Raw genomic sequence first — 22,773 nt, 5'->3', positions numbered from 1 at the left:
ATTTGGAGATAGCATTTAGCTATCTCCTTTTTTTGTTTTTAGTGTTGATTGGCTAACTGTTTTTTATCTGAGTTTGCAAAGAAAGACTTCAAGATAAAGTTCAAAAGCACACCATAAGCAGGCAAGAAAAATAGCATGCAAATAAGTAGCTTAAAGACATAGTCAACTAAAGCAATCTCTACCCAATTTGCAGCCATGAATGGATCGCTACTACGGAAAAAAGCAATAAAGAAAAAGGCGATAGTGTCAATCAAGTTACCAAAGAACATTGCACAGGCAGGTGCTACATACCAACGTGCATTTTGGCGTAATCGATTGAAAACACTGACATCTAATATTTGACCCAGTACATAAGCCATAAAACTCGCTGCGGCAATACGTGCTACAAATAAGTTAAATTCAGATAATGCGGTAAAACCTTGCCATTCACCTTGGAAATATAAAGCTGAAATAACGTATGAAATCAGTAATGCGGGCAGCATAACTGCAGTGATAATTCTGCGTGCAAGCGGCGCGCCATAAATACGAACGGTTAAATCAGTAGCTAAGAAAATAAATGGAAAAGTAAATGCACCCCAAGTGGTATGGAAGCCAAAAATATTAATTGGCAACTGCACGAGGTAGTTACTAGAAGTAATGATTAAAATATGAAATAACGAAAGCCAAATTAACGCAGTGGCTTTTTGCTGCGCAGTAAAATCAAACATATTGTACCTTTTTAGTCACAATGGGGTGAGGGAACCCATGAAATACATCCCAACACTTGGGAGCAGCGCATCATACTCTTGTTGCGCAACAAATGCAAAACTGTTCATTTATCAATGGATATTTTATTATATAATCAGTCTATTGATCCCTTTTAGAAGTGTTTTTTAATGTCTGATTTATTTGCTAACCCAACGAAAACCCTTGATACACTAGGGCTGCGTTGCCCTGAGCCTGTGATGTTAGTGCGTAAAACGGTTCGTAACATGGCCGATGGTGAAACGTTGTTAATTATTGCTGATGACCCAGCAACCACACGTGATATCCCAGGTTTTTGCCGCTTTATGGAGCATGATTTATTAGCAGTAGAGGCTGACAACGCACCATATCGTTATTTGTTGCGTAAAAAATCGAGCTAGTTGTTACTAGCTAATTTCTTTTTGTATGTTAATCCCTGCCAAGAGGTAGGGATATTATTGTAGGCTTAATACTTCCTGATAGCTTAACCCAGTAAGTTGGCAGATAAGTTCAATACTTGTACCAAGTTGCAAACCTTTAAGTGCAACTTCATGTTGTTTTTTGTTTGCTCCAATATCAATGCCTCTATTTACGCCAATATCAATGCCTCTATTTACACCAATATCAATTCCCTCTTGTAACCCTTGATTTTTTAATCGTTGCGCGATGTTCATAATAGCCTCTTGGTTATTTTCTAATTGGTATATAAGTTGATTAACCACTGTCTCAAAATGAGGTGAATCCATAGTAATAAATAAATAGTTGAAAATAGTGATGATGTCATCACTATGATGATAATTTTGATTCATCGCTTCAGCTAGTAACTGCGTGACTTTTTCTATGTTATCTCTTAAGTCTCTGTGCTTCATTGCGAGTTCCATGACGGCAACTTTGCGATGATTTACGAGTTCGTTATCATCAATAACAGTAATATCAACGAGCGGAAATGGCTGACTATATAAGTTTGATGCAATTTCTGGCCATGGGAAACAGTGTGTCCATGGTTTAGCATATGGATAAGGCGTTATCTTCCCATGATAAAATAAAACAGGCACAACCAGCGGTAGATCACGATGACCTTGTTGTAAATGTTGGTTCATGGCAAGGAATGCATAATGCATCATTCTCCAACCCATTAGTTTATCTGGTGTTGATTGGTGCTCAACTAACATATAAATATACCCTTCACCTTGCTGTGTCTCGACAGTGTAGAGAACATCTGAAAGACGAGTGCGTAGCTGGTTATCAATGAAAGAAGAGTTTGTTATCGCTAATGTTTTGAAATCACATAATTGCTTAATATGGCCGGGTAAATGGATATCAAAAAAATCACGTGCATTATCAATTTTAGACATAAACCCTTTAAATGCAGCATCATGTGGTGTTGAACTGTGATTTTTTACCATGCCAAGTACCTGCTAAACGTCATGCCGAAATAATCTATTTACAAAACGTATTTTAGCGAAGATTGAGACTGATGGAGAAAAAGTTAGTCCTAATTCTCTAATTAAGGTTGTATTTAACATATTGTAATACAACAAAATATTGGAATAGTTGTAAATAAAAACGCCACTTAGTGTGGCGTCAGACTGCTGACAAAGTCCTCGCTTTTTAGTGAGGACTTTGATCTAATAAGGTTAGTACAAATAATGAGCTAACCGATATGTTAAAAGAACCTTCTCCTCAGCAATATCAATTCGAAACTATCACACTCGATGAGTTGGTGCCTGAAGACCATCTTGTTCGTAAAGTCGATGCGATTATGGACTTTGAATTTATTCGTGATGCCGTTGCTCACCTTTATTGTCCCAATAACGGGCGACCTGCGATTGACCCTGTTCGTCTTATTAAAATGATGCTGTTAGGCTATCTGTTTGGTATCCCATCAGAGCGAAAACTGGTTAAAGAAATCCAAGTCAATATGGCTTATCGTTGGTTTTTACGCATGGGGTTAACGGAGAAAGTGCCCGATGCTTCAACATTGAGCCAAAATCGTATTCGCCGATTTAATGACAGTGATATTTTCCAGCAGATATTTGACCATGTCGTTGAACAAGCCATCAGTGGAGGCATGGCGAATGGACGCGTTCTTTATACTGACAGTACCCACTTGAAAGCCAACGCGAACCCGCACAAAGCCATTAATGAAGAGCGTCCCATCGCCCCAAGTGAATATATTGAACAACTCAATGTCGCTGTCGAAAGAGACCGGAAAAATCACGCAAAAAAGCCGTTACCCGACGCAAAAAAATCCAACGAAAACAGCGCCGTCAAAAACACTAAAGTAAGTACCACTGACCCTGAAAGTGGTTTTATGCATCGGGACAATAAACCCAAAGGCTTCTTTTATCTTGACCATCGTACGGTTGATGGAAAGCACGGTCATTATGGACACCCATGTCACCGCAGGAAATGTGCACGATAGCCAGCCTTACATTGGCCGATTACAGCGTCAAATTGAACGTTTTAATCTTAACCCCATTGCCGCAGGCGTGGATGCCGGTTACTTCACCGCCCCCGTTTGTCATCTCGCGAAAGAAATGAGTATCGCTCTTGTTCCTGGTTATCGACGTCCCAATAAAGGGCAAAATGCGTATCAAAAAAAACATTTTTACTATGATGCACAGCGCGATGTGTATGTGTGTCCAACCGAAGCGCTTTTAACCTACAGTACAACTGACCGTAATGGTTATAAAACATTACAAATCCAATATGGCTCAATGCCAATTATGCGAACATCGACAATCGTGTACTCAAAACAAAAAGGACAAAAAACAATCACTCGACATGTATGGGAAGAAGCGAAAGAGTGGTCAAATACGTTACGGCTAAGCAAGTGGGGTAAAAAAATCTACGCAAGACGAAAAGAGACGGTAGAAAGAAGTTTTGCCGATGCCAAACAACATCATGGTCACCGTTATGCGCGGTTCCGTGGGTTAAATAAAGTGCAAATGCAGTGCTTATTAGCAGCTGTTGCACAAAATATGAAGAAGATGGCGCTACTGGCGCTTCTTTTTTACTTTTTTAAGTTAATACAAAGCCAATTAAAGGCATATAGAACGGAATATAGCTTGAGAAAGTTATTGATGATGGGATTTTAGAAAAATATCGCGATCGCGACCTTCGGTCGCTAACACAATAAACCCCATGCTAAAAACATGGGGTTCGTCATCAATCTGACGCCACTTAGTGTGGCGTTTAAATCAATTGGTATAAATTATTTTTTCACTTGAGGTAACTTAACTCGCAGTAAACGTACAGCGTTCGCGGTGACGAGTGCTGTTGCACCTGAATCAGCAAGTACGGCGACCCAAAGCCCGGTAATTCCCAATAAACTGGTCACCAGAAATATTCCTTTTAGTCCCAAGGCAATCGCTATATTTTCACGAATAATTTTCCTAGTCGCACGAGATAATGCAACAATCTCTGCAAGTCCAGTCAAACGGTTATGGGTTAATGCAGCATCGGCGGTCTCTAATGCCACATCAGTACCACTACCCATGGCAACACCGATACTAGACGCTTTCATTGCAGGAGCATCGTTAATACCATCACCGACCATCATTGTGCTGTGGTTACGATTAAGCTCCATAACTGCTGTTACTTTATCTTCCGGTAATAACCCTGCGCGGTACTCCATGCCTAATTGGCCCGCGATAGCACTTGCAGCACGAGGGTTATCGCCTGTCAGCATCACAGCATTCACATTGAGCGCTTTCAGCATGCTCATTGTATCTACTGCATCGCTGCGTAATGTATCTTGCAGTGCGGTTAAACCAATTACGCGGTCATTTTCGAGTGTGACAACAACCGTTTTTCCTTCAGCTTCTAATATCTCGACCTTATTTTGCCATTCACTATCGAGTGGAATATCAAGGCGGTTTGGTGCACTCACCAGTATACGCTTACCATCAAGTACACCCTCAACCCCTTTTCCTGCTAATGCTTTACGATCTTGTGCTTCAGCAATGCTCAACGATAACGCCTCTGCTTTATTCACCACTGCTTTTGCCAGAGGATGATGTGAACCCACTTCAACGGAGGCGGTAATTTGGACTAATTCACTTTCGGTCATGCCTTCTACAGGAATAAGATTAGTGACATGAGGTTTCCCTTCCGTGAGTGTGCCTGTTTTATCTAAAGCAATTGTCGTGACAGTGCCCAGTTGTTCAAGTGCTGCGCCACCTTTAATTAATGCGCCTCGGCGTGTTGCTGTTGCCAGCGCAGACGTTATCGCCGCAGGGGTTGAAATCACTAATGCACAAGGACAACCGATTAATAAAAGTGTTAAACCTCGGTAAATCCAAGTCTCCCATGGTGCACTGAAGAATATCGGTGGAATAATAATCACTAGTGCCGAAATAAGCATAATGATTGGGGTATAAACTCGGCTAAAGCTGTCAATAAAGCGTTCTATCGGCGCACGGCGTTCTTCCGCTTCCTCAATTAGCTGTAAAATGCGGTCAATCGCATTTTGACCTTGCTCTGATACCACCTGCATTTGAACGGCTCTATCAACAGATAAGCAGCCTGCTGCCACCTTTTCACCGACATTACGCTCTACAGGAACGGACTCACCTGTTAGTGCACTTTCATCAAAGCTGGCAAAACCTGACACTAACACCGCATCGGTAGGTAAACGCCCACCCGGTGCAATCTCAATAATGTCTCCTGGTCGTAATTGCGCAACAGGAATCGTTGTTTTTTGCCCATTTTTGATTAAAACGGCGTCTTCTGGTACCAGTGCCATTAAGGCGCTAACCCCTCGTCGGGCCCTTCCAGCAGAATAGGATTCCAACATTTCGCCTAACATAAACAGTAAGATAACCATCGCGGCTTCTTCTGTTGCTTGAATAAAGATTGCGCCTATTGCGGCAACTGACATCAAAGTTTCGATAGCAAAAGGCGAACCCGTTCGCATTAAGCGCAATGATTTACGTGCGATCGGGTATAACCCAAATAGGGTAGTTAAAATAAAGGCAATTTTACCGACTTGTGGGCTGAGTGATTCAATTCCCCAACTAATCGCCATTAAAATCGCTAATATAATAACGGGCTTAGCTTCATTGAGTAAACTTTGTGGTGGTGCGATACCTGCTGCACTGTTGCCACCGACTTCAAGTAATTCATAACCCGCAGTTTCAACGGTAGAACGAACCGCTACACTAATATCGGTGTTAGCATCAACCACCAGTTTTTCCGTAGAAAATAACACTTTGGCTTGTTTTACTTCACTTATTTGCCTAACTGCAGTTTCAATTTTGTTTGCGCAGCTGGGGCAATCCATTCCGCGGATTATCCAACTAAAGCGTTGGCTAGCTGCTTGAGTTGGTTCCACTTCATTGCTGATATCCGCAGTTAACCCACAGCTATTGCCATGTTTGTGATCATGACCAGAATGGTCATGGTCATTGGCGGTGTGATCATGAGTTGAATGACACTCACCACTGTGCCGGTGAGAACCTTCATCGTCGTCAGGATGTTTCTTCAAACTGCTATGTTCATGAGTATGTGAGTCATCACTAACTTTCTGGCTATTGCCTGCTACAGTAGATGAGCAGCAACTGTTGCTAGAGCAGCAATTACTTGTGTGATTATGTGTTTCTTTATGGGAATGTGAGTGCATAAGCGCCCCCTTATCAAACAATGTGTTCTATCATTGTGGATAAGTTTACACTCTGGAGTCTACTCCAGAGTCAAACAAAAATAGGGCGGCCAATTGATAAAATTCTCAAATAGCACTTTTTATCAATTGGCATGGTATGACTAAAAGGTGTGATTATAAGTAAATCGCTCGCACAATGAAAAACTGTCCAAGGAAGTATAGTGCTGCAACAACGGCTTTTGAGGCTTTAAAGGGAATACGGAATCGAGCAATTAGCCAAATACAGTTAGAAAGAAATAGCAGTGATGCGCCAATCATGATTGAGAAGTTGTATTCACGACCGAGACCAAAATATTGGTCACCAGCAACCCATGCCATAATCATGCACATTATTAATGATGCAAAAACAATAGCTTGTAGGCCTTCAAGCTTGCCCCAAATGAAAACTAAAGTAACGGCAGCGACAATCAGAGGTGCGGCAAGCCAAGGTAGATAGAGCCCGAAATTAAATTGCATTCCGAAGCTGATGGTATAAATCAAATAACTCAAGAACATCAACGCGACGGAAGCTAGTAAGTGCTCACTTGAAAGCATGCGAGAAAGATCTGCAACGAGAGAAACTAGCAGCCCCGCAAGAATAAGATAATTTTGCAGGTTAAGGTCGTCGGAGCTCCAACCCCAAAGTAATAAAAGTAGCAGTGTGATTGGGCGAAATAACCAACGTTGCCACCCGGGTCCTCGATAGGCGGCATCGACATATAACCAACCGGAAAAGAGTACAGCGAGGAATGGCCAACTAATCATATACACATCCTTATATGTTCAATGAATGACACGGCAGGGATCCGGTAACTTAGAAACGTGTCCTGTTTAGTTAAATAAGATAAACTATCATGACGGACTTTTTAAGCAAAATGCACACATTATGAATAAGCCAATATTACTGATTATCGTTTTAGCGATTATTGCGGTGCTCGCCACTAAGCGTTTTTTTGACCAACGCAAGCAAAATGAACTTAATGATAACGCTTTGCCTGTAAGCTACTTAGTAAAGGTTGATAGCAAAAAAGACTACCCTTATCCTAACATGCGTTCTCGAGAGCGGGATGTTGTTTCACCTGAAACTTTTCGCTATGAGATTCACTTTAAAACGCTATCAAGCGGCGAAATTATTAAAACTATTGTAACGGAAGAACAGTATCAAGGCGTTGAGCTTGGCCATGAAGGCAAGCTCATTATGCAAGGTACTCGGTTTATTCGTTTTGAGCCAGCGTAGAATAAGTTATTCACCTGATTGTTTTTTCTTTGCTTCTTCTAAATCGGCTTTATTTTTTTTCTGCATGGCTAGCATTTCGAATACGCCAAAAAAGAAAATGCGTAATTGAACTAAACCAGAGATTTTCTCTCCTTTTGGCAGCGTTGCTTTTAGGAAAATAGTTTGTAGTGCGTGCATGAAAATCATAAAAACCATTGCAATATCCATAAAATATTTCAATGGTTTAGGGAATGGGTGGACGAGATTAAAGACCATAAAGCCCCAAACGCAAATCATGAGCAGGCGTCCAATATTGATAAACATGTTTTTGTCCCTAAAGTGAAGTTCGAATAAAAAGGCGATATGCGACTTGCCCTGCTATTTTTTCGCGATGAAGTTGCCAATTAGCTGGGATGTCAGTAAGTGGTGACTCCGCTTCTGACTCAACGTATATCCAGCTTTCTTCAGCTAACCATTGGTTTTTTTCTAACAATTGAATGGTTTCATTGAGCAGCCCTTTGCGAAATGGTGGGTCAATGAAAACGACGTCAAAAGGTATACCTGCTTGGCTTAAAAAATTTAGGCTATTGTGATTCACTACGGTTGCGTTATCGGCTTGTAAGCGAGCTTTATTTTCAGCCAGTAATTGTGCGTTTTGTTTATCGAGCTCAATAAAGGTGACCGTTTCTGCAAAACGAGAAAGTGCTTCAAAGCCCAGAGAACCACTGCCTGCGAAGCAATCTAAGCAACGCGCATCCCGAATAATTGGCATCAACCAGTTAAATAATGTTTCTTTAATTCTGTCTGTGGTTGGGCGTAAGCCCTCACTATCACGAACTGGCAGCTTTCTTCCGCGCCATTTCCCACCGATAATACGAATTTGCCCTAAAGAGGGAGATTGTGGTTTTTTTGCCATAATGTTTATTGTTGCTTAACGGGTTTATGTACTTAAATTTGATTGTTACTATTGTATACCTGTCAGGCGATAAGTTGCAGTGTTGTTATCTCTGATTGGCTGTATTTCAATTATAGTGCTTCATTTTCACAGTTTTAACACGAAAATTCAGATTAAATTGGCAGGATTTTTCTTTCAGATATGTGTTGCTGAGCGATGAAATGGTAGACTGCATATAATTTTATTGCGATTTGATTATCGAGTGCCATATTTTTACCGCGAGGAGTGTAGTGGCAAATGGCTAAAGACAAGAAAAAAGGTTTTTTCTCATGGTTGGGGTTTGGGCGTAAAAATGAAGAAGAAACCCAGCAACAAGAAGCTCAACAGAATGATAATGATATAGTCAAGGACGTTGAAAAACAATCAACCCATGAAGCTGCGGTAGATGCCGCAACAGCCGAAGTAGAACGCCAACATCAAGCAGAGCAAGCCGCGATTAAAGCCGCTGAAGACGAAGCTGAACGTCAGTATGAAGCACAGCAAGCTGAGATTGAGGCAGCAACAGAGCAAGCAGAACGTGAGCGAGAAGCGAAACTAGCAGAACTCCAAGCCGCCCAAGAGCAAGCAGAACAAGCGCGTCAGGAAGCCCAAGAGAAAAAACTAGCGGAAGAAAAAGCTGAGCGTGAGCGTCAAGAAGCTGAAGCAATGCGTATTGCTGAAGAAGAAATGGAACGTCAGCGTCAACTTGAGCTAGCTGCGATTCAAGCGGCAGAGGAGGCCGAAGAGCAACGCCGTCAGGCGGAGTTAGCTGTCATTCAAGCAGCCGAAGAACACGCGGAACGTGAGCGCCAAGCAGCAGAAGTCGCACGTTTAGCCGAAGAACAAGCGGAACGTGAACGCCAAGCAGCAGAAGCGGCACGTTTAGCCGAAGAACAAGCAGAACGCGAACGCCAAGCAGCAGAAGCGGCACGCTTAGCCGAAGAACAGGCTGAACGCGAGCGCCAAGCAGCAGAAGCGGCACGTTTAGCGGAAGAACAAGCCGAACGCGAGCGCCAAGCAGCCGAAGAAGCGAGAATTGCAGAGGAAGAAGCTGAAGCTGAGCGCTTACGTTTAGAAGAAGAAAAAAATAATTCACCAACAGAGCAAGAAAAACCTAAAAAAGAAGGTTTCTTTGCTAGGCTAAAGAAAGGGTTATTAAAAACTCGCCAGAATTTAGGTTCAGGTTTTTTTGGGCTGTTTTCAGGTAAAAAAATTGATGATGACTTATTTGAAGAGCTAGAAGAACAGCTATTGATTGCCGATGTCGGGGTTGATACCACTCGTAAAATCATTGATAACTTAACAGCACATGCAAGCCGTAAAGAACTCAAGGATGCAGAAGCGTTATATGGCAAATTGCGTGAGGAAATGTCTGATATTTTAGCGAAAGTGGATAAACCACTCGTGATTGAAGATAAAAAACCCTATGTTATTCTTATGGTTGGTGTTAATGGGGTCGGGAAAACGACTACAATTGGTAAATTAGCACGTCAATATCAGTCGGAAGGAAAAAGCGTCATGTTAGCCGCGGGGGACACTTTCCGTGCAGCAGCCGTTGAGCAACTTCAAGTATGGGGTGAGCGTAATAAGATCCCTGTGGTAGCCCAACATACTGGTGCAGACCCTGCATCTGTTATTTTTGATGCAATTCAATCAGCACAAGCGAAAGGGGTTGATGTTTTAATTGCAGATACCGCTGGACGTTTACAAAATAAATCGCACTTGATGGAAGAGTTGAAAAAAATTGTTCGGGTAATGAAAAAACTCGATGAAAATGCTCCCCATGAAATTATGTTAACGCTAGATGCAAGTACTGGACAAAATGCGGTAAGTCAGGCAAAACTTTTTGATGATGCGGTCGGTCTAACAGGTATCACATTGACTAAACTCGATGGCACAGCAAAAGGTGGCGTAATTTTCTCTATTGCCGACCAATTTGGTATTCCAATTCGTTATATTGGTATTGGTGAGGGTATTGAAGATTTACGTCCATTTAAAGCAGATGACTTTATCGAGGCTCTATTTGCCCGAGAGGAATAATTTTCGATGATTCGCTTTGAACACGTTAGTAAAGCTTATCGCGGTGGCCGCCAAGCACTCCAAGGGGTTGATTTTCATCTTCAACCTGGAGAAATGGCATTTCTAACAGGCCATTCAGGCGCAGGTAAAAGTACATTACTTAAACTGATTTGTGGTATTGAACGCCCAAGTGCGGGTCATATTTTATTCAATGGTCATGATATCAGCCGCTTGAAAAATCGAGAGATCCCGTTTCTGCGTCGGCAGATCGGGATGATTTTTCAGGATCACCACCTGCTTTTTGATCGAACGGTATATGATAATGTCGCAATGCCGCTAATCATTTCTGGTGCCAGTACCGAAGATATTCGTCGCCGAGTTTCTGCGGCATTAGATAAAGTCGGGTTATTGGACAAAGCTAAAAACTTTCCTATTCAGTTATCTGGTGGGGAGCAACAGCGTGTCGGTATTGCCCGAGCGGTAGTGAATAAGCCAACGATGTTATTAGCGGATGAACCAACAGGTAACCTTGATGGTGAATTGTCAGAAGGGATAATGCGTTTATTCGAAGAGTTCAACCGTGTAGGGGTGACTGTTTTAATGGCAACCCATGATATTGCATTGATTGAGCGCCGTAACTACCGTGTTCTTACATTAAGTGAAGGCCGTATGCTTGGAGGTCAACATGGCTAAGAATGTCCGAAAAAGTAAGCCGGAACGAGCCAAGCAATCGAAAAGTAAAGCATTAAAAGGCGGTTGGAAAGAGCAGTGGCGTTATTCGTGGTTGAATGCGCTCGCTGATATGCTTAGACAGCCTTTAGCCACCTTTTTGACTATCATGGTTATTGCCATTTCACTCACGTTACCGAGCCTTTGCTATATTGTGTGGAAAAATGTTTCGCAAGCCGCGGAGCAATGGTACCCAACACCACAACTCACTGTTTATTTGGATAAGTCTCTTGATGAACAAGGTGGGCAAAATGTGGTAACGCAGTTGCAAGCGCTTGATGGGGTTGACCATGTGAATTATCTTTCACGTGACCAAGCTATGAGTGAGTTTCGCAGTTGGTCTGGTTTTAGTACTGCGCTCGACATGCTAGAGGAGAACCCACTGCCTGCGGTAGCTATAATTACGCCTAAAATTGATTTTGAAGGTTCTGATGTATTAACAACACTGCGTGATAGGGTTAGCCAAGTCGATGGCATTGAAGAAGTTCGCATGGATGATAGCTGGTTTGCACGGTTAGCCGCACTAACAGGTTTGGTGGGGAAAGTTGCTTCTGTCATTGGGATTTTAATGATTGTGTCACTGTTCCTTGTGATAGGAAATAGCGTACGGCTCAATATTTTTGCTCGCCGTGATACAATTAATGTGATGAAGTTAATTGGTGCTACCGATGGGTTTATCATGAGGCCATTTTTAAATGGTGGCCTTGTCTTGGGCGCATTAGGTGCCATTATTTCCTTGATTATGACCTTTTTACTTGTTTGGCAGTTAGCAGACGGTGTTGCAAAAGTAGCCAGTGTGTTTGGTACACAATTTCAGATTGAAGGGTTGTTATGGGAAGAGTCTTTATTGATTCTATTGTTATCCGCTATGGTTGGTTGGATAGCAGCATGGTTGGCAACACTTCAACATTTACGACACTTTACACCTGAGTAACGAGTTGTTTTCTCGTCATTTTTATTAAAGAGTCATGATTTAATTATATCATGACTCTTTGATTCCATTGCAAATTTGCGTTAAAAATGAACTTAGTCTGAATTGTTTTGTCCTACATTGACCTACTGTTAACAAATTTTGTATATAATTTATTTAACGCGGTTAAACTGGTAGACTAAAAGTGTTTGCCTCATGGTTAACCAATGCGGTTATCAATACAAACTAATCTGTTTTCTATTATTTTATTGAGGATCTGAATGACCAAAGACATGCAATCATTAGCTCTTGTTCCACAGGGGAGTATTGAAGCCTACGTTCGGGCGGCTAACTCTTACCCGATGCTTACCGCTGAGGAAGAAAAGGAACTTGCTGAACGGCTGCATTACCATGGTGATCTGGATGCTGCAAAGCAACTGATCTTATCGCATTTGCGCTTTGTTATTCATGTTGCTCGTAGTTATGCAGGGTATGGTTTACCGCAAGCTGATTTAATTCAGGAAGGTAATATCGGCCTGATGAAAGCGGTGCGTCGTTTCAATCCTGAAGTTGGCGTTCGCCTTGTTTCCTTTGCGGTTCACTGGATCAAAGCTGAAATTCATGAATACGTTTTACGTAACTGGCGTATTGTGAAAGTCGCGACGACAAAATCGCAGCGTAAGTTATTCTTTAATTTAAGAAAGAATAAAAAACGTCTTGGTTGGTTTAACCAGGACGAAGTCGATATGGTTGCCCAAGAGTTAGGGGTAAGTACTAAAGATGTGCGTGAGATGGAATCACGTATGGCTGCACAAGATATGGCATTTGATATGTCAGATGACGATGACAGCAGTGATTTTGGTGGTCCGGTAGCCCCAGTCTTATACTTACAAGACAAAGCATCAGACTTTGCTGGCTCAATTGAAGATGATAATTGGGAAAGCCATGCAACTGATCGCTTAGCAGATGCACTAGACTCTTTGGACGAGCGTAGTCAGGATATCATCCGAGCTCGTTGGTTAGACGATGACAACAAAACAACGTTGCAAGAACTTGCTGATAAATACGGCGTTTCTGCAGAACGCGTTCGTCAGCTTGAAAAGAACGCCATGAAGAAGTTACGTTTGGCGATGGAAGAAGACGAAGATAGCGAAATGTAATTTATTACTGGCCAATTCGTTGCTCACTAAAATTATCTGCATTTATTGCCTGTTAAGAGGTGGATAAATGCAGATAATCATTTCTATTTTTACATTTTTGATTGTTCAATTAATCACTGTATAACTCTAGTGGTAAGCCATCTGGATCTGTGAAAAATGTAAAACGCTTTTGCGTGTAGGGGTCAACCCGTATTGCTTCACAAGCCACACCTTGTTCAGTTAAATAAGCGACCCATTTATCTAAATCATCGACACCGAAGGCTAAATGACGTAGCCCTGTGGCTTCGGGGTAACTTAGTCTCGCTGGTGGATTAACAAAACTGAATAACTCAATTTGGTAATGCTCACCAAAAGCTAAGTCTGCTTTCCACGAATTATTTGCTGGACGGTAATGTTCTTCAAGTAAATTTAAGCCCAAAATACGGCAATAAAAATCCTTACTGACGTCAAAATTGGATGCGATAATAGCAACATGATGAATTTTATTTAACTTCATGCTGTTTTTCCCATATATCAGGTTGTGCGGTGGCATTGAAGCCATTTGCCGACAAGAAGAGCTGCATTGCTTCTTTTTCTTGCAGGGCAACCTCACTAATGTCAAATTTCCATAGTGTAATATCAGGGATTGTTTGGCAAATTTCTTCTAATAAATATGATCCTACACCTCGTCGGCGAGTGACCTCTCGCACACAAAAATCCCACAAAGTGGCAGTGCTATGATCCACAGTAATTTTTGCTGCGCCAAGAAGGCGGTCATTAAAGCGAGCTGCATAAAATTGCTCACCTGCTTTACACATTTTGGCTAGCTCAAAAGGGCTCTGGTCAGGCCAGATTTTATGTAAGTCCAGATATTGTTGCTCAGTAGGATTGACCAGCGGGATAATAGTGAGTCTCATGATATTTTGTTTGTTTCCCTGTAAGAGTTGCAGTCACTCATCCTGCCAGAGTGATCTACAACCGATTTTTTGATTTTAGAGAGAAAAATTTGGTGATACTGAATTTTCCGAATTTCACTCGGATTAATTTAAATTTAACCCGAATATAACACTAGTATTTACAAAAAACCTACTTTAACACATCAGTTTTTTATTCTGCTTCTAATGTAAAAACCTGCCATATCCATTTGCTATTTAGCATAATTATCTTGTTTAATGTTATGAAATATATAGCCTTATTCGCTGTATTTTGAAATATCAGGCATTGTACCTGTCAACCATAATAATCTACTACAAATCAAACACAAACACTCAGAACCATGAAGACGGGGACGATAAAATGAAGAATATGAATAAAGCATTATTAGCGGGCTGTATTGCGATGGCATTCAGTTCAGCAGGATGGGCAAAGGAAATTAAAATAGCGGTTGTTGGCGCGATGTCAGGGCCTGTGGCTCAATATGGTGATATGGAATTTACAGGTGCGCGCCAAGCGATTGCAGATATTAATGCTAAAGGTGGCATTAATGGAAACACATTAGTGGCAGTCGAATATGATGATGCTTGCGACCCAAAACAAGCGGTTGCGGTAGCAAACAAAGTCATTAACGATGGTATCCGCCATGTTATTGGGCATTTATGTTCCTCTTCAACACAGCCTGCATCCGATATTTATGAAGATGAAGGCGTCATTATGATCACCCCGGCAGCAACCAATGCGGATTTAACCACGCGTGGTTACCAGATGGTGTTGCGTACAACAGGTTTGGATTCAGACCAAGGACCAACAGCCGCTAAATTTATTATGGAAGAGATCAAACCAACCCGTATTGCTGTTGTTCATGACAAACAACAATATGGGGAAGGTTTAGCACGTTCTGTACGCGAAAGCCTCAATAACGCCGGCGTTAAAGAAGTGATGTTTGAAGGGGTAACAGCGGGTGACAAAGACTTCTCTGCTTTAGTCGCAAAATTGAAAAAAGAGAATGTGGATTTTGTTTACTTTGGGGGATATTACCCAGAAATGGGGCAAATCTTACGCCAAGCTAAACAAGCTGGCTTGAATATTCGCTTTATGGGGCCTGAAGGCGTCGGTAACTCTTCATTATCGAATATTGCAGGTGATGCTTCGGAAGGCATGCTGGTAACTTTACCAAAACGCTATGACCAGGTCGCGACTAACCAACCGATTGTTGATGCCATCAAAGCGAAGAAAGAAGACCCAACAGGGCCATTTGTTTGGACAACTTATGCTGCTATCCAAGGTTTAACGACGGCAATGGAGCGTACTGGCAGCATCGAGCCTGAAGATTTAGTGAAAGACTTGAAAGCAAACCCGGTCGAAACGGTCATGGGAACGTTAAGCTGGCAGCCAAACGGTGACCTGAAAGGGTTTGAGTTCGGTGTATTTGAGTGGCACAAAGATGGGACATCCACCTCTGTAAAATAGTACTCAGCAGTGTTCCAGCATAGTGAATAAGAACCGGAAGTGAGTAACTTGCTTCCGGCTTCTGTTCTCTATATAGGACAAGTAGTTCGAAAGGATAGTCTTATGTCAGATCAAATTCTCTATTTTATTCAGCAACTTCTGAATGGTTTAACCCTTGGTAGTACCTATGCATTGATAGCCATCGGATATACGATGGTATATGGCATCATTGGGATGATTAACTTTGCCCACGGCGAAGTGTACATGATAGGTAGCTATGTCTCTTTTATTGTGATCGCAGGCCTAATGATGCTTGGGATCGATATCGGCTGGATCTTGGTTGCTGCGGCCTTCATTGCGGCAATCGTGGTCTCTAGCGCCTATGGTTGGAGTATTGAACGCGTTGCTTATCGGCCAGTTCGCCATTCTAAGCGTTTGATTGCGTTGATCTCTGCGATCGGGATGTCTATTTTCCTACAAAACTACGTCAGCCTGTCACAAGGTTCGCGTGATTTAGCTCTACCCAGTTTGATCACAGGGCAATGGGTTCTAGGTGAAAGCGATGGTTTTGAAGCCACGGTGACTAAGATGCAATTGACCATCTGGGTGGTTACCGTGCTTGCGATGTTAGCTTTGACGCTATTTATTCGCTATTCAAAGATGGGAAGAGCCTGCCGAGCCTGTGCGGAAGATCTTAAAATGGCCAGCTTATTAGGTATTAATACCGATCGAGTTATTTCATTGACCTTCGTGATTGGTGCGGCAATGGCTGCTGTAGCTGGTGTACTGCTGGGGCAATTTTATGGTGTGATTAACCCATATATTGGCTTTATGGCTGGGATGAAAGCATTTACCGCGGCAGTGCTAGGGGGAATTGGGAGTATTCCGGGTGCTATGTTAGGCGGGTTAATCTTAGGCGTTGCAGAAGCAATGACCTCTGCATATTTAAGTACAGAATATAAAGATGTTGTATCATTTGGTTTATTGATAGGTGTGTTATTGATCATGCCAACCGGCATTCTGGGACGCCCGGAGGTCGAAAAAGTATGAGAAAAGAAAATTGGATTAATGCCGTTGTTGCTTCCTCGACTTTCTTCGTGCTGGCGCTGTTTATGATGGGCTTGCAACTTGCGCTCGATGGCACAAAACTGATCGTGACAGTTGGGGATTCTGTGCGTTGGAACTGGATCATTGCTGGCATTGTGGTGATCTTTGTTTATCAATTGGTTCGCCCAACGTTGAGTAAAGTTTGGCAAGGGGTTCCTAAGAAGGCATGGGCTATTCCTGATTTTGATGGTTCGACAACCAAGCAAAAAATTCTTGCGGTTATAATTATTATTGCTGCAATTATTTGGCCGTTTATTGTTTCTCGCGGAAGTGTGGATATTGCGACCTTAACATTGATTTATGTGATGTTAGGGCTCGGCCTAAACGTAGTTGTCGGGTTATCAGGATTACTGGTTCTTGGGTATGCCGGTTTTTATGCCATAGGTGCTTATACTTTTGGTTTATTAAATCATTATTATGGTTTTGGGTTCTGGGAAAGTTTACCGATTGCAGGTTTAACCGCTGCGTTAGCGGGCTTTTTACTAGGGTTCCCTGTGCTAAGGTTACGTGGTGACTATCTTGCCATAGTGACGCTTGGCTTTGGGGAGATTGTTCGTATTTTATTACTGAATAATACCGAAATCACGGGTGGGCCAAATGGGATCAGCCAATTACCGAAACCGACTTTTTTTGGCTTGGAATTCAGCCGTACCGCGAAAGAGGGTTGGGACACCTTCCATAACTTTTTCGGCTTAGATTACAGCCCGGGTGACCGAATTATCTTCCTGTATTTTGTCGCTTTACTATTAGTGGTTTTAACCTTATTTGTTATCAATCGGTTACTGCGTATGCCATTAGGTCGTGCGTGGGAAGCATTACGCGAAGATGAAATTGCCTGCCGGTCATTAGGGTTAAGTCCAACTCGAATAAAATTAACCGCATTTACTATCAGTGCAGCCTTTGCAGGGTTTGCAGGGACGTTATTTGCCGCACGGCAAGGTTTTATCAGTCCAGAGTCTTTTACCTTTGTGGAATCGGCATTTGTGTTAGCCATCGTCGTTTTAGGAGGAATGGGTTCACAAACCTCCGTTATTTTAGCCGCAATTATTTTAGTTGTATCACGGGAAATGATGCGTGACCTTAACCAATACAGCATGCTGCTATTAGGGGCGCTAATGGTGCTGATGATGATCTGGCGACCACAAGGCCTATTACCGATGAAACGCCGTCAAATGCAGGTGAAAAAAGCCCCTGAAGGGGAGGGCGTATGAGCCATATAACCACGCCTTTGTTACAAGTGAATGGCTTAACAATGCGTTTTGGTGGGTTACTTGCCGTCAATAATGTTGAGTTAACTATTAATCAAGGGGAAATCGTCTCACTGATTGGCCCAAATGGGGCGGGTAAAACCACCATTTTTAACTGTTTAACCGGTTTTTATAAGCCGACCAGTGGCACGATTTTATATCGAGAAAAACATCTTGAGGGACTGACCGGGCAGGCGATTGCACGCCTTGGTGTCATCCGAACATTTCAGCATGTGCGGTTGTTTAAAGAAATGACGGTAATTGAAAATTTACTTGTGGCGCAGCATCAACATTTAAAAAGTGGCATTTTTTCTGGGTTATTGAAAACCCCTGCATTTCGTCGAGCAGAGTCTGAAGCGCTTGATAATGCGGTAAAATGGCTTGAGCGTGTTGATTTACTCCCCTTTGCAAATCGCCAAGCGGGTAATTTAGCCTATGGTCAGCAGCGTCGGTTAGAAATTGCTCGCTGTATGGTCACTCGCCCTGAAATTTTAATGCTGGATGAACCTGCGGCAGGTCTTAACCCTAAAGAAACCAATGACTTGGATGACTTAATTGCTGAGTTGCGTACTCATCATAATGTTTCAATTCTATTAATTGAACATGATATGAAATTAGTCATGGGAATTTCAGATCGTATTTATGTCGTGAATCAAGGAACGCCATTGGCGAATGGCACACCGAGTGAGATTCGCCAACATCCAGATGTGATAAAAGCCTATTTGGGGGAAGCTTACTGATGCTAGAGTTTAAAAAAGTTTCTACCCATTATGGAAAAATTCAAGCGTTACATGAGATTAGCTTGAATATCCAAAAAGGTGAAATTGTGACCTTAATCGGAGCAAATGGCGCTGGGAAAACAACGTTGCTCAGTACCCTTTGTGGCGATCCACGAGCATCGGAAGGCCAAGTCATTTACCGAGGCGTGGATATCACTCAATTGCCCACTTCGAAAATTATGCGTGAAGACATTGCTCTAGTACCAGAAGGGCGGCGTGTATTTTCTCGTATGACTGTGGAAGAAAACCTCGCAATGGGGGGCTTTTTTGCTGATCGCCAACAGTACCAAGAACGTATTGAGCGGGTTTATAAGTTGTTTCCAAGGCTATATGAGCGCCGAAGCCAACGTTCAGGAACGATGTCAGGTGGTGAGCAACAAATGCTAGCGATAGGCCGTGCTTTAATGAGCCAGCCAGAGTTGTTGTTGCTTGATGAGCCATCCCTCGGGCTTGCTCCCATTATCATTATGCAAATTTTCGATACAATCCAACAACTACGTGAAGAAGGAATGACGATTTTCCTTGTCGAACAAAACGCCAACCAAGCGTTGAAGCTCGCAGACCGTGGTTATGTGTTGGAAAATGGGCATATTGTGTTAGAAGACAGCGGTAAAGCACTTTTAGCCAATGAGGCGGTTAGAAGCGCGTATCTCGGCGGCTAAAATTTTCGTCATACTTCGTGTTATGGCGTTGTTGGTTTCATTAGGTTAGTTGGGGCAGATACTTATGTATGTTCCCCAATTTTCGTCATACTTCATGCTGTGGTGTTGTTGGCTTCATTCAGCTATTTGGGGCGCATACTTGTGTATGCTCCCCGAGATATCCTCATTTTGCCGCCTAGCCACAACGTGAATTATTTATTAAATCATTAAATTGCTATTGGCTATGCTATCGAGTTATAGCTGTGGTGGGTTCGTTTCAATTTTTATTTTTAGTGTTAACTTGTCCTGTTTTTCAGCAATTAACTTATCCTGTTCATCAAATGTAAAATGAGTCGTCGTTTCTGCTATAACCTCTGAATTATTAACTTTTTTTCCAGTTTTTGTATTGATTAAATTAAAGTAACCTTCAGATTTTACCTGATAGCTATTATTATCTAAAATATTAATCATGATTGATGATTTGCCATGATCTTGAAATAAAAATTCGGATTGGGTTTTACTTATCATTTCCGAGGCTTTAATAGTGCCTTCTGCCAAATGGGCTTGATTTGCAATATTACAAATATGGCATATATGTGAAGGCGGTAATTTTCCTAGGTATTTATTAATATCAATTATGGATTGTAGTTTAGTTGGATTATTATCTTTATTTTTAACAAAAATATTCATTCTTGGTATATCAAGGCCAATTTGATTTAAGGATGAATGTTTTTTTGTTGGTTGACTAGAGGGAATTAAATTATTGTTTACTTTTGTTAATGTCTCACTGTGATCTTTAATTTTTGAATTAAAAAAAGAATTTATATCTTTTTTGATTTTTAATTCAACTCGTTGATTATCTGTTGTTAAATTATTTAGTGAGGTATCACACCCTTTTCTATGTATGAAATTTTCAGGTAAGAAATAATGAGTTTCAGCAAACTGAATAGCCTCTTCTTCGGTATTAATAACTTTAGGTATAGAATTAAATTTTGAAGCAGGAAGTGATAACTGAGTTTTATTTATTTTTGTGATATCAAGGTTTCTCTTGCTGTTAGGGATAAAATAATTTCTTACCCGATTAAAAAAATTAGCAATGTCGATGCTCATAAAATTCTCCAATTTTAAACAGGAGGAAAAATAACCTGTTTTTAGAAGAAATAATTGCAAGAAGCGTGAATAGCTAATGAATAGCGCATCTACTTCTATACATCGTTACAACGTTCTGTGAAGCGACTCTCAATTTTGTTATTTGCTTGTTTCTATACACAAAAACAAATGTATATACAACTTTCCCTCTAGAAACATACAGCTACTTGTTGTTGTATAACTTCCCTCGTATTCCAACCTTCACACTTCCTACAAAATTTCAAATTTAAATGTATATACTTTGTGAAGTAAATGTATATATATTTAAATCATCGATAAATACTCTCAATGAATAGATAATCTCGAGCAAGTTGATATAAAAATAATCTGTTGATTTATAATCAATTAATTAGTTTGAAGACGCACGTGCATCGCCACTAACTGGGTATCTCGCAGATTATTACAAACAAAATTGTTAATTTAAAGTTAATTAAAAATGGATGATAGGGGATACAACCATGTTAAATCGTACTGACTCAACTCGAGTGATCCGCGCACCACGTGGCAGTGAGAAAACCTGTAAAAGCTGGCTGACAGAAGCGGTATACCGCATGATCCAAAATAATTTAGACCCAGATGTTGCTGAGCACCCTCAAAGCTTAGTGGTCTATGGCGGCATCGGCCGTGCGGCACGTGACTGGGAATGTTATGACAAAATTTTAGATGTGCTGACCACATTGGAAGATGACCAAACATTACTCGTGCAATCAGGTAAGCCTGTTGGTGTGTTCCCTACCCATCCAGATGCTCCGCGTGTGTTGATCGCGAACTCAAATATTGTTCCTCACTGGGCGAATTGGGATCACTTTAATGAGTTAGATCGCAAAGGCTTAATGATGTATGGCCAAATGACGGCAGGTTCTTGGATCTATATTGGTTCTCAAGGGATCGTTCAAGGCACCTATGAAACCTTTGTTTCACTTGCTAAACAGCACTTTAATGGCAACGCCGCAGGGCGCTGGATCTTAACCGGTGGCCTTGGAGGGATGGGAGGAGCACAGCCATTAGCAGCAACTATGGCAGGTTTTAGCATGATAGCGGTCGAGTGCGATGAAAGCCGTATCGATTTTCGTCTAAGAACCCGTTATGTAGACAAAAAAGCGACTTCTCTTGATGAAGCATTGCAATATATCGACGATGCCAAAGCCAATGGCCAACCCGTTTCTGTTGGGCTATTAGGTAATGCGGCTGATGTTTACAGTGAATTGGTGAAACGCAATATCACCCCTGATTCAGTGACCGACCAAACGAGTGCTCATGACCCAGTACATGGCTACTTACCACAGGGCTGGACACTCGCCCAATGGCGTGAAAAACAACAAACTGCCCCTGCTGAAGTGACCAAAGCTGCGAAAAAAAGCATGGCAGTACAAGTAGATGCGATGCTAACGATGCAAAAACGTGGCTCAGCAGCTTTTGACTACGGCAACAATATTCGCCAAATGGCAAAAGATGAAGGGATTAGCAATGCCTTTGATTTCCCAGGTTTTGTTCCTGCTTATATTCGCCCGCTATTTTGTGAAGGTGTTGGACCATTCCGTTGGGTCGCGTTATCAGGTGACCCAGAAGATATCTATAAAACAGACCAAAAAGTAAAAGAATTATTACCAGATGACAAACACTTACATAATTGGCTCGATATGGCACGTGAACGTATCGCATTCCAAGGGCTTCCTGCTCGTATTTGCTGGGTCGGTTTAAAAGACAGAGAAAGATTAGGCCGTGCTTTCAACGAAATGGTGAAAAGTGGTGAATTAAAAGGCCCTGTTGTCATTGGTCGTGATCACTTAGATTCAGGCTCTGTTGCGAGTCCACACCGTGAAACGGAATCCATGAAAGATGGCTCTGATGCCGTATCAGACTGGCCTTTATTGAACGCACTGTTAAATACCGCAGGTGGTGCAACATGGGTCAGTTTACATCATGGTGGTGGTGTTGGCATGGGCTTCTCACAGCATTCAGGAGTCGTCATTGTATGTGATGGAACGGACGCTGCTGATAAACGTTTAGCGCGCGTTTTACATAATGACCCTGCAACGGGCGTTATGCGCCATGCAGATGCAGGTTATGACATCGCCATTAACTGTGCGAAAGAGCAAGGCTTGAACTTGCCGATGGTGAAGTAATGTCCTTTGCCGGCTGCTTAATCGG

Annotated in this window: 23 protein-coding genes; 14 read left to right on the top strand and 9 right to left on the bottom strand. The window is 41.9% G+C overall.

The genetic code is table 11. From position 1 onward, the window contains the following. Positions 1–38: 38 nt before the first annotated feature. Entirely contained in the window at positions 39–707 is a 669-nt protein-coding gene (locus P3L40_RS18600) for a 7-cyano-7-deazaguanine/7-aminomethyl-7-deazaguanine transporter (RefSeq protein ID WP_004258598.1), read from the bottom strand. A gap of 168 nt (positions 708–875) precedes the next feature. Between P3L40_RS18600 and tusA the strand changes: the two genes are divergently transcribed. Continuing rightward, complete coding sequence (gene tusA / locus P3L40_RS18595; RefSeq protein WP_004258596.1) at positions 876–1,124, top strand: sulfurtransferase TusA; 249 nt, start codon at positions 876–878, stop codon at positions 1,122–1,124. Positions 1,125–1,178: 54 nt separating this feature from the next. On the opposite strand, the gene P3L40_RS18590 is transcribed toward tusA, so the two are convergent. Next, complete coding sequence (locus P3L40_RS18590) at positions 1,179–2,129, bottom strand: Rpn family recombination-promoting nuclease/putative transposase (RefSeq protein WP_136135055.1); 951 nt, start codon at positions 2,127–2,129, stop codon at positions 1,179–1,181. 257 nt (positions 2,130–2,386) lie between these two features. Here P3L40_RS18590 and P3L40_RS18585 point away from each other — a divergent pair, with 257 nt between their 5' ends. Continuing rightward, positions 2,387–3,148 (top strand): IS1182 family transposase, encoded by a 762-nt coding sequence (locus P3L40_RS18585; protein WP_316927990.1) that lies wholly within the window; start codon positions 2,387–2,389, stop codon positions 3,146–3,148. Continuing rightward, entirely contained in the window at positions 3,111–3,824 is a 714-nt protein-coding gene (locus P3L40_RS18580) for a transposase (RefSeq protein WP_316927989.1), read from the top strand. Before P3L40_RS18585 ends, P3L40_RS18580 begins: the two co-directional genes overlap by 38 nt. A 116-nt stretch (positions 3,825–3,940) precedes the next feature. Here the strand turns inward: P3L40_RS18580 and P3L40_RS18575 are convergent, their stop codons facing one another. Both P3L40_RS18575 and P3L40_RS18570 read right to left on the bottom strand, forming a co-directional pair. Next, complete coding sequence (locus P3L40_RS18575) at positions 3,941–6,349, bottom strand: zinc/cadmium/mercury/lead-transporting ATPase (RefSeq protein WP_210853457.1); 2,409 nt, start codon at positions 6,347–6,349, stop codon at positions 3,941–3,943. 153 nt (positions 6,350–6,502) lie between these two features. Next, entirely contained in the window at positions 6,503–7,132 is a 630-nt protein-coding gene (locus P3L40_RS18570) for a lysoplasmalogenase (RefSeq protein ID WP_004258589.1), read from the bottom strand. 121 nt (positions 7,133–7,253) lie between these two features. On the opposite strand from P3L40_RS18570, the gene P3L40_RS18565 reads away from it, so the two are divergent. Further along, positions 7,254–7,604 (top strand): DUF2500 family protein, encoded by a 351-nt coding sequence (locus P3L40_RS18565; RefSeq protein WP_004258585.1) that lies wholly within the window; start codon positions 7,254–7,256, stop codon positions 7,602–7,604. 6 nt (positions 7,605–7,610) lie between these two features. On the opposite strand, the gene P3L40_RS18560 is transcribed toward P3L40_RS18565, so the two are convergent. Both P3L40_RS18560 and rsmD read right to left on the bottom strand, forming a co-directional pair. Further along, positions 7,611–7,907 carry a DUF1145 family protein gene (locus tag P3L40_RS18560; protein WP_004258582.1) on the bottom strand — a complete coding sequence of 99 codons (297 nt, stop codon included), beginning with the start codon at positions 7,905–7,907 and terminating at the stop codon, positions 7,611–7,613. A 10-nt stretch (positions 7,908–7,917) separates the two neighbouring features. Then, complete coding sequence (gene rsmD / locus P3L40_RS18555) at positions 7,918–8,499, bottom strand: 16S rRNA (guanine(966)-N(2))-methyltransferase (protein WP_004258577.1); 582 nt, start codon at positions 8,497–8,499, stop codon at positions 7,918–7,920. 276 nt (positions 8,500–8,775) lie between these two features. On the opposite strand from rsmD, the gene ftsY reads away from it, so the two are divergent. The 4 genes from ftsY (at position 8,776) to rpoH (ending at position 13,335) form a co-directional block, all read left to right on the top strand. Continuing rightward, complete coding sequence (gene ftsY, locus P3L40_RS18550; RefSeq protein WP_210853459.1) at positions 8,776–10,557, top strand: signal recognition particle-docking protein FtsY; 1,782 nt, start codon at positions 8,776–8,778, stop codon at positions 10,555–10,557. A gap of 6 nt (positions 10,558–10,563) precedes the next feature. Continuing rightward, entirely contained in the window at positions 10,564–11,229 is a 666-nt protein-coding gene (ftsE, locus tag P3L40_RS18545) for a cell division ATP-binding protein FtsE (RefSeq protein ID WP_004258545.1), read from the top strand. Then, a complete protein-coding gene (gene ftsX, locus P3L40_RS18540) occupies positions 11,222–12,199 on the top strand; it encodes a permease-like cell division protein FtsX (protein WP_004258540.1) in 978 nt (325 codons plus the stop codon). The genes ftsE and ftsX overlap by 8 nt, the downstream gene beginning before the upstream one ends. Positions 12,200–12,456: 257 nt before the next feature. After that, positions 12,457–13,335: an RNA polymerase sigma factor RpoH gene (gene rpoH / locus P3L40_RS18535; RefSeq protein WP_004258535.1), complete on the top strand. Its 879-nt coding sequence runs from the start codon at positions 12,457–12,459 to the stop codon at positions 13,333–13,335. Between the two features lie 109 nt (positions 13,336–13,444). Here rpoH and P3L40_RS18530 read toward each other — a convergent pair whose 3' ends face one another. Both P3L40_RS18530 and panM read right to left on the bottom strand, forming a co-directional pair. Next, complete coding sequence (locus P3L40_RS18530; protein WP_004258531.1) at positions 13,445–13,831, bottom strand: VOC family protein; 387 nt, start codon at positions 13,829–13,831, stop codon at positions 13,445–13,447. Then, positions 13,818–14,231, bottom strand: a complete 414-nt coding sequence (gene panM, locus P3L40_RS18525) for an aspartate 1-decarboxylase autocleavage activator PanM (RefSeq protein WP_136135052.1) — start codon at positions 14,229–14,231, stop codon at positions 13,818–13,820. The genes P3L40_RS18530 and panM overlap by 14 nt, the downstream gene beginning before the upstream one ends. Positions 14,232–14,610: 379 nt before the next feature. Here panM and P3L40_RS18520 point away from each other — a divergent pair, with 379 nt between their 5' ends. The 5 genes from P3L40_RS18520 (at position 14,611) to livF (ending at position 19,494) form a co-directional block, all read left to right on the top strand. Further along, complete coding sequence (locus P3L40_RS18520; RefSeq protein WP_004258526.1) at positions 14,611–15,720, top strand: branched-chain amino acid ABC transporter substrate-binding protein; 1,110 nt, start codon at positions 14,611–14,613, stop codon at positions 15,718–15,720. A gap of 102 nt (positions 15,721–15,822) precedes the next feature. Further along, the gene (gene livH / locus P3L40_RS18515; RefSeq protein ID WP_004258523.1) at positions 15,823–16,749 is read left to right on the top strand and encodes a high-affinity branched-chain amino acid ABC transporter permease LivH; all 927 of its coding nucleotides are present in this window, start codon (positions 15,823–15,825) and stop codon (positions 16,747–16,749) included. Further along, positions 16,746–18,017: a high-affinity branched-chain amino acid ABC transporter permease LivM gene (locus P3L40_RS18510; RefSeq protein ID WP_136135051.1), complete on the top strand. Its 1,272-nt coding sequence runs from the start codon at positions 16,746–16,748 to the stop codon at positions 18,015–18,017. Before livH ends, P3L40_RS18510 begins: the two co-directional genes overlap by 4 nt. Then, positions 18,014–18,793: a high-affinity branched-chain amino acid ABC transporter ATP-binding protein LivG gene (gene livG / locus P3L40_RS18505; protein WP_004258513.1), complete on the top strand. Its 780-nt coding sequence runs from the start codon at positions 18,014–18,016 to the stop codon at positions 18,791–18,793. The genes P3L40_RS18510 and livG overlap by 4 nt, the downstream gene beginning before the upstream one ends. Next, positions 18,793–19,494 carry a high-affinity branched-chain amino acid ABC transporter ATP-binding protein LivF gene (livF, locus tag P3L40_RS18500; RefSeq protein WP_004258508.1) on the top strand — a complete coding sequence of 234 codons (702 nt, stop codon included), beginning with the start codon at positions 18,793–18,795 and terminating at the stop codon, positions 19,492–19,494. Before livG ends, livF begins: the two co-directional genes overlap by 1 nt. A gap of 234 nt (positions 19,495–19,728) precedes the next feature. On the opposite strand, the gene P3L40_RS18495 is transcribed toward livF, so the two are convergent. Continuing rightward, the gene (locus P3L40_RS18495; protein ID WP_136135050.1) at positions 19,729–20,583 is read right to left on the bottom strand and encodes a hypothetical protein; all 855 of its coding nucleotides are present in this window, start codon (positions 20,581–20,583) and stop codon (positions 19,729–19,731) included. Between the two features lie 497 nt (positions 20,584–21,080). Here P3L40_RS18495 and hutU point away from each other — a divergent pair, with 497 nt between their 5' ends. Continuing rightward, on the top strand, positions 21,081–22,748 hold the full coding sequence (hutU, locus tag P3L40_RS18490) for a urocanate hydratase (RefSeq protein WP_112307611.1): 1,668 nt from the start codon (positions 21,081–21,083) through the stop codon (positions 22,746–22,748). The last annotated feature ends 25 nt before the right edge of the window (positions 22,749–22,773 follow it).

The sequence above is a fragment of the Providencia sp. PROV040 genome, assembly GCF_032706145.1.
Classification (GTDB): Bacteria; Pseudomonadota; Gammaproteobacteria; order Enterobacterales; family Enterobacteriaceae; genus Providencia; species Providencia hangzhouensis.
Note: the sequence above shows the minus strand (reverse complement) of the source record. Positions and strands in the feature narration are given on the sequence as shown.

Coding starts and splice junctions, on each gene's coding strand:
- P3L40_RS18590 (WP_136135055.1), bottom strand. CDS start 2,129: ATGGTAAAAAATCACAGTTCAACACCACATGATGCTGCATTTAAAGGG.
- P3L40_RS18580 (WP_316927989.1), top strand. CDS start 3,111: ATGGACACCCATGTCACCGCAGGAAATGTGCACGATAGCCAGCCTTAC.
- P3L40_RS18585 (WP_316927990.1), top strand. CDS start 2,387: ATGTTAAAAGAACCTTCTCCTCAGCAATATCAATTCGAAACTATCACA.
- rsmD (WP_004258577.1), bottom strand. CDS start 8,499: ATGGCAAAAAAACCACAATCTCCCTCTTTAGGGCAAATTCGTATTATC.
- livG (WP_004258513.1), top strand. CDS start 18,014: ATGAGCCATATAACCACGCCTTTGTTACAAGTGAATGGCTTAACAATG.
- P3L40_RS18510 (WP_136135051.1), top strand. CDS start 16,746: ATGAGAAAAGAAAATTGGATTAATGCCGTTGTTGCTTCCTCGACTTTC.
- P3L40_RS18570 (WP_004258589.1), bottom strand. CDS start 7,132: ATGATTAGTTGGCCATTCCTCGCTGTACTCTTTTCCGGTTGGTTATAT.
- P3L40_RS18530 (WP_004258531.1), bottom strand. CDS start 13,831: ATGAAGTTAAATAAAATTCATCATGTTGCTATTATCGCATCCAATTTT.
- ftsX (WP_004258540.1), top strand. CDS start 11,222: ATGGCTAAGAATGTCCGAAAAAGTAAGCCGGAACGAGCCAAGCAATCG.
- P3L40_RS18575 (WP_210853457.1), bottom strand. CDS start 6,349: ATGCACTCACATTCCCATAAAGAAACACATAATCACACAAGTAATTGC.
- tusA (WP_004258596.1), top strand. CDS start 876: ATGTCTGATTTATTTGCTAACCCAACGAAAACCCTTGATACACTAGGG.
- panM (WP_136135052.1), bottom strand. CDS start 14,231: ATGAGACTCACTATTATCCCGCTGGTCAATCCTACTGAGCAACAATAT.
- P3L40_RS18560 (WP_004258582.1), bottom strand. CDS start 7,907: ATGTTTATCAATATTGGACGCCTGCTCATGATTTGCGTTTGGGGCTTT.
- livF (WP_004258508.1), top strand. CDS start 18,793: ATGCTAGAGTTTAAAAAAGTTTCTACCCATTATGGAAAAATTCAAGCG.
- P3L40_RS18600 (WP_004258598.1), bottom strand. CDS start 707: ATGTTTGATTTTACTGCGCAGCAAAAAGCCACTGCGTTAATTTGGCTT.
- hutU (WP_112307611.1), top strand. CDS start 21,081: ATGTTAAATCGTACTGACTCAACTCGAGTGATCCGCGCACCACGTGGC.
- livH (WP_004258523.1), top strand. CDS start 15,823: ATGTCAGATCAAATTCTCTATTTTATTCAGCAACTTCTGAATGGTTTA.
- ftsY (WP_210853459.1), top strand. CDS start 8,776: ATGGCTAAAGACAAGAAAAAAGGTTTTTTCTCATGGTTGGGGTTTGGG.
- P3L40_RS18495 (WP_136135050.1), bottom strand. CDS start 20,583: ATGAGCATCGACATTGCTAATTTTTTTAATCGGGTAAGAAATTATTTT.
- P3L40_RS18565 (WP_004258585.1), top strand. CDS start 7,254: ATGAATAAGCCAATATTACTGATTATCGTTTTAGCGATTATTGCGGTG.
- ftsE (WP_004258545.1), top strand. CDS start 10,564: ATGATTCGCTTTGAACACGTTAGTAAAGCTTATCGCGGTGGCCGCCAA.
- rpoH (WP_004258535.1), top strand. CDS start 12,457: ATGACCAAAGACATGCAATCATTAGCTCTTGTTCCACAGGGGAGTATT.
- P3L40_RS18520 (WP_004258526.1), top strand. CDS start 14,611: ATGAAGAATATGAATAAAGCATTATTAGCGGGCTGTATTGCGATGGCA.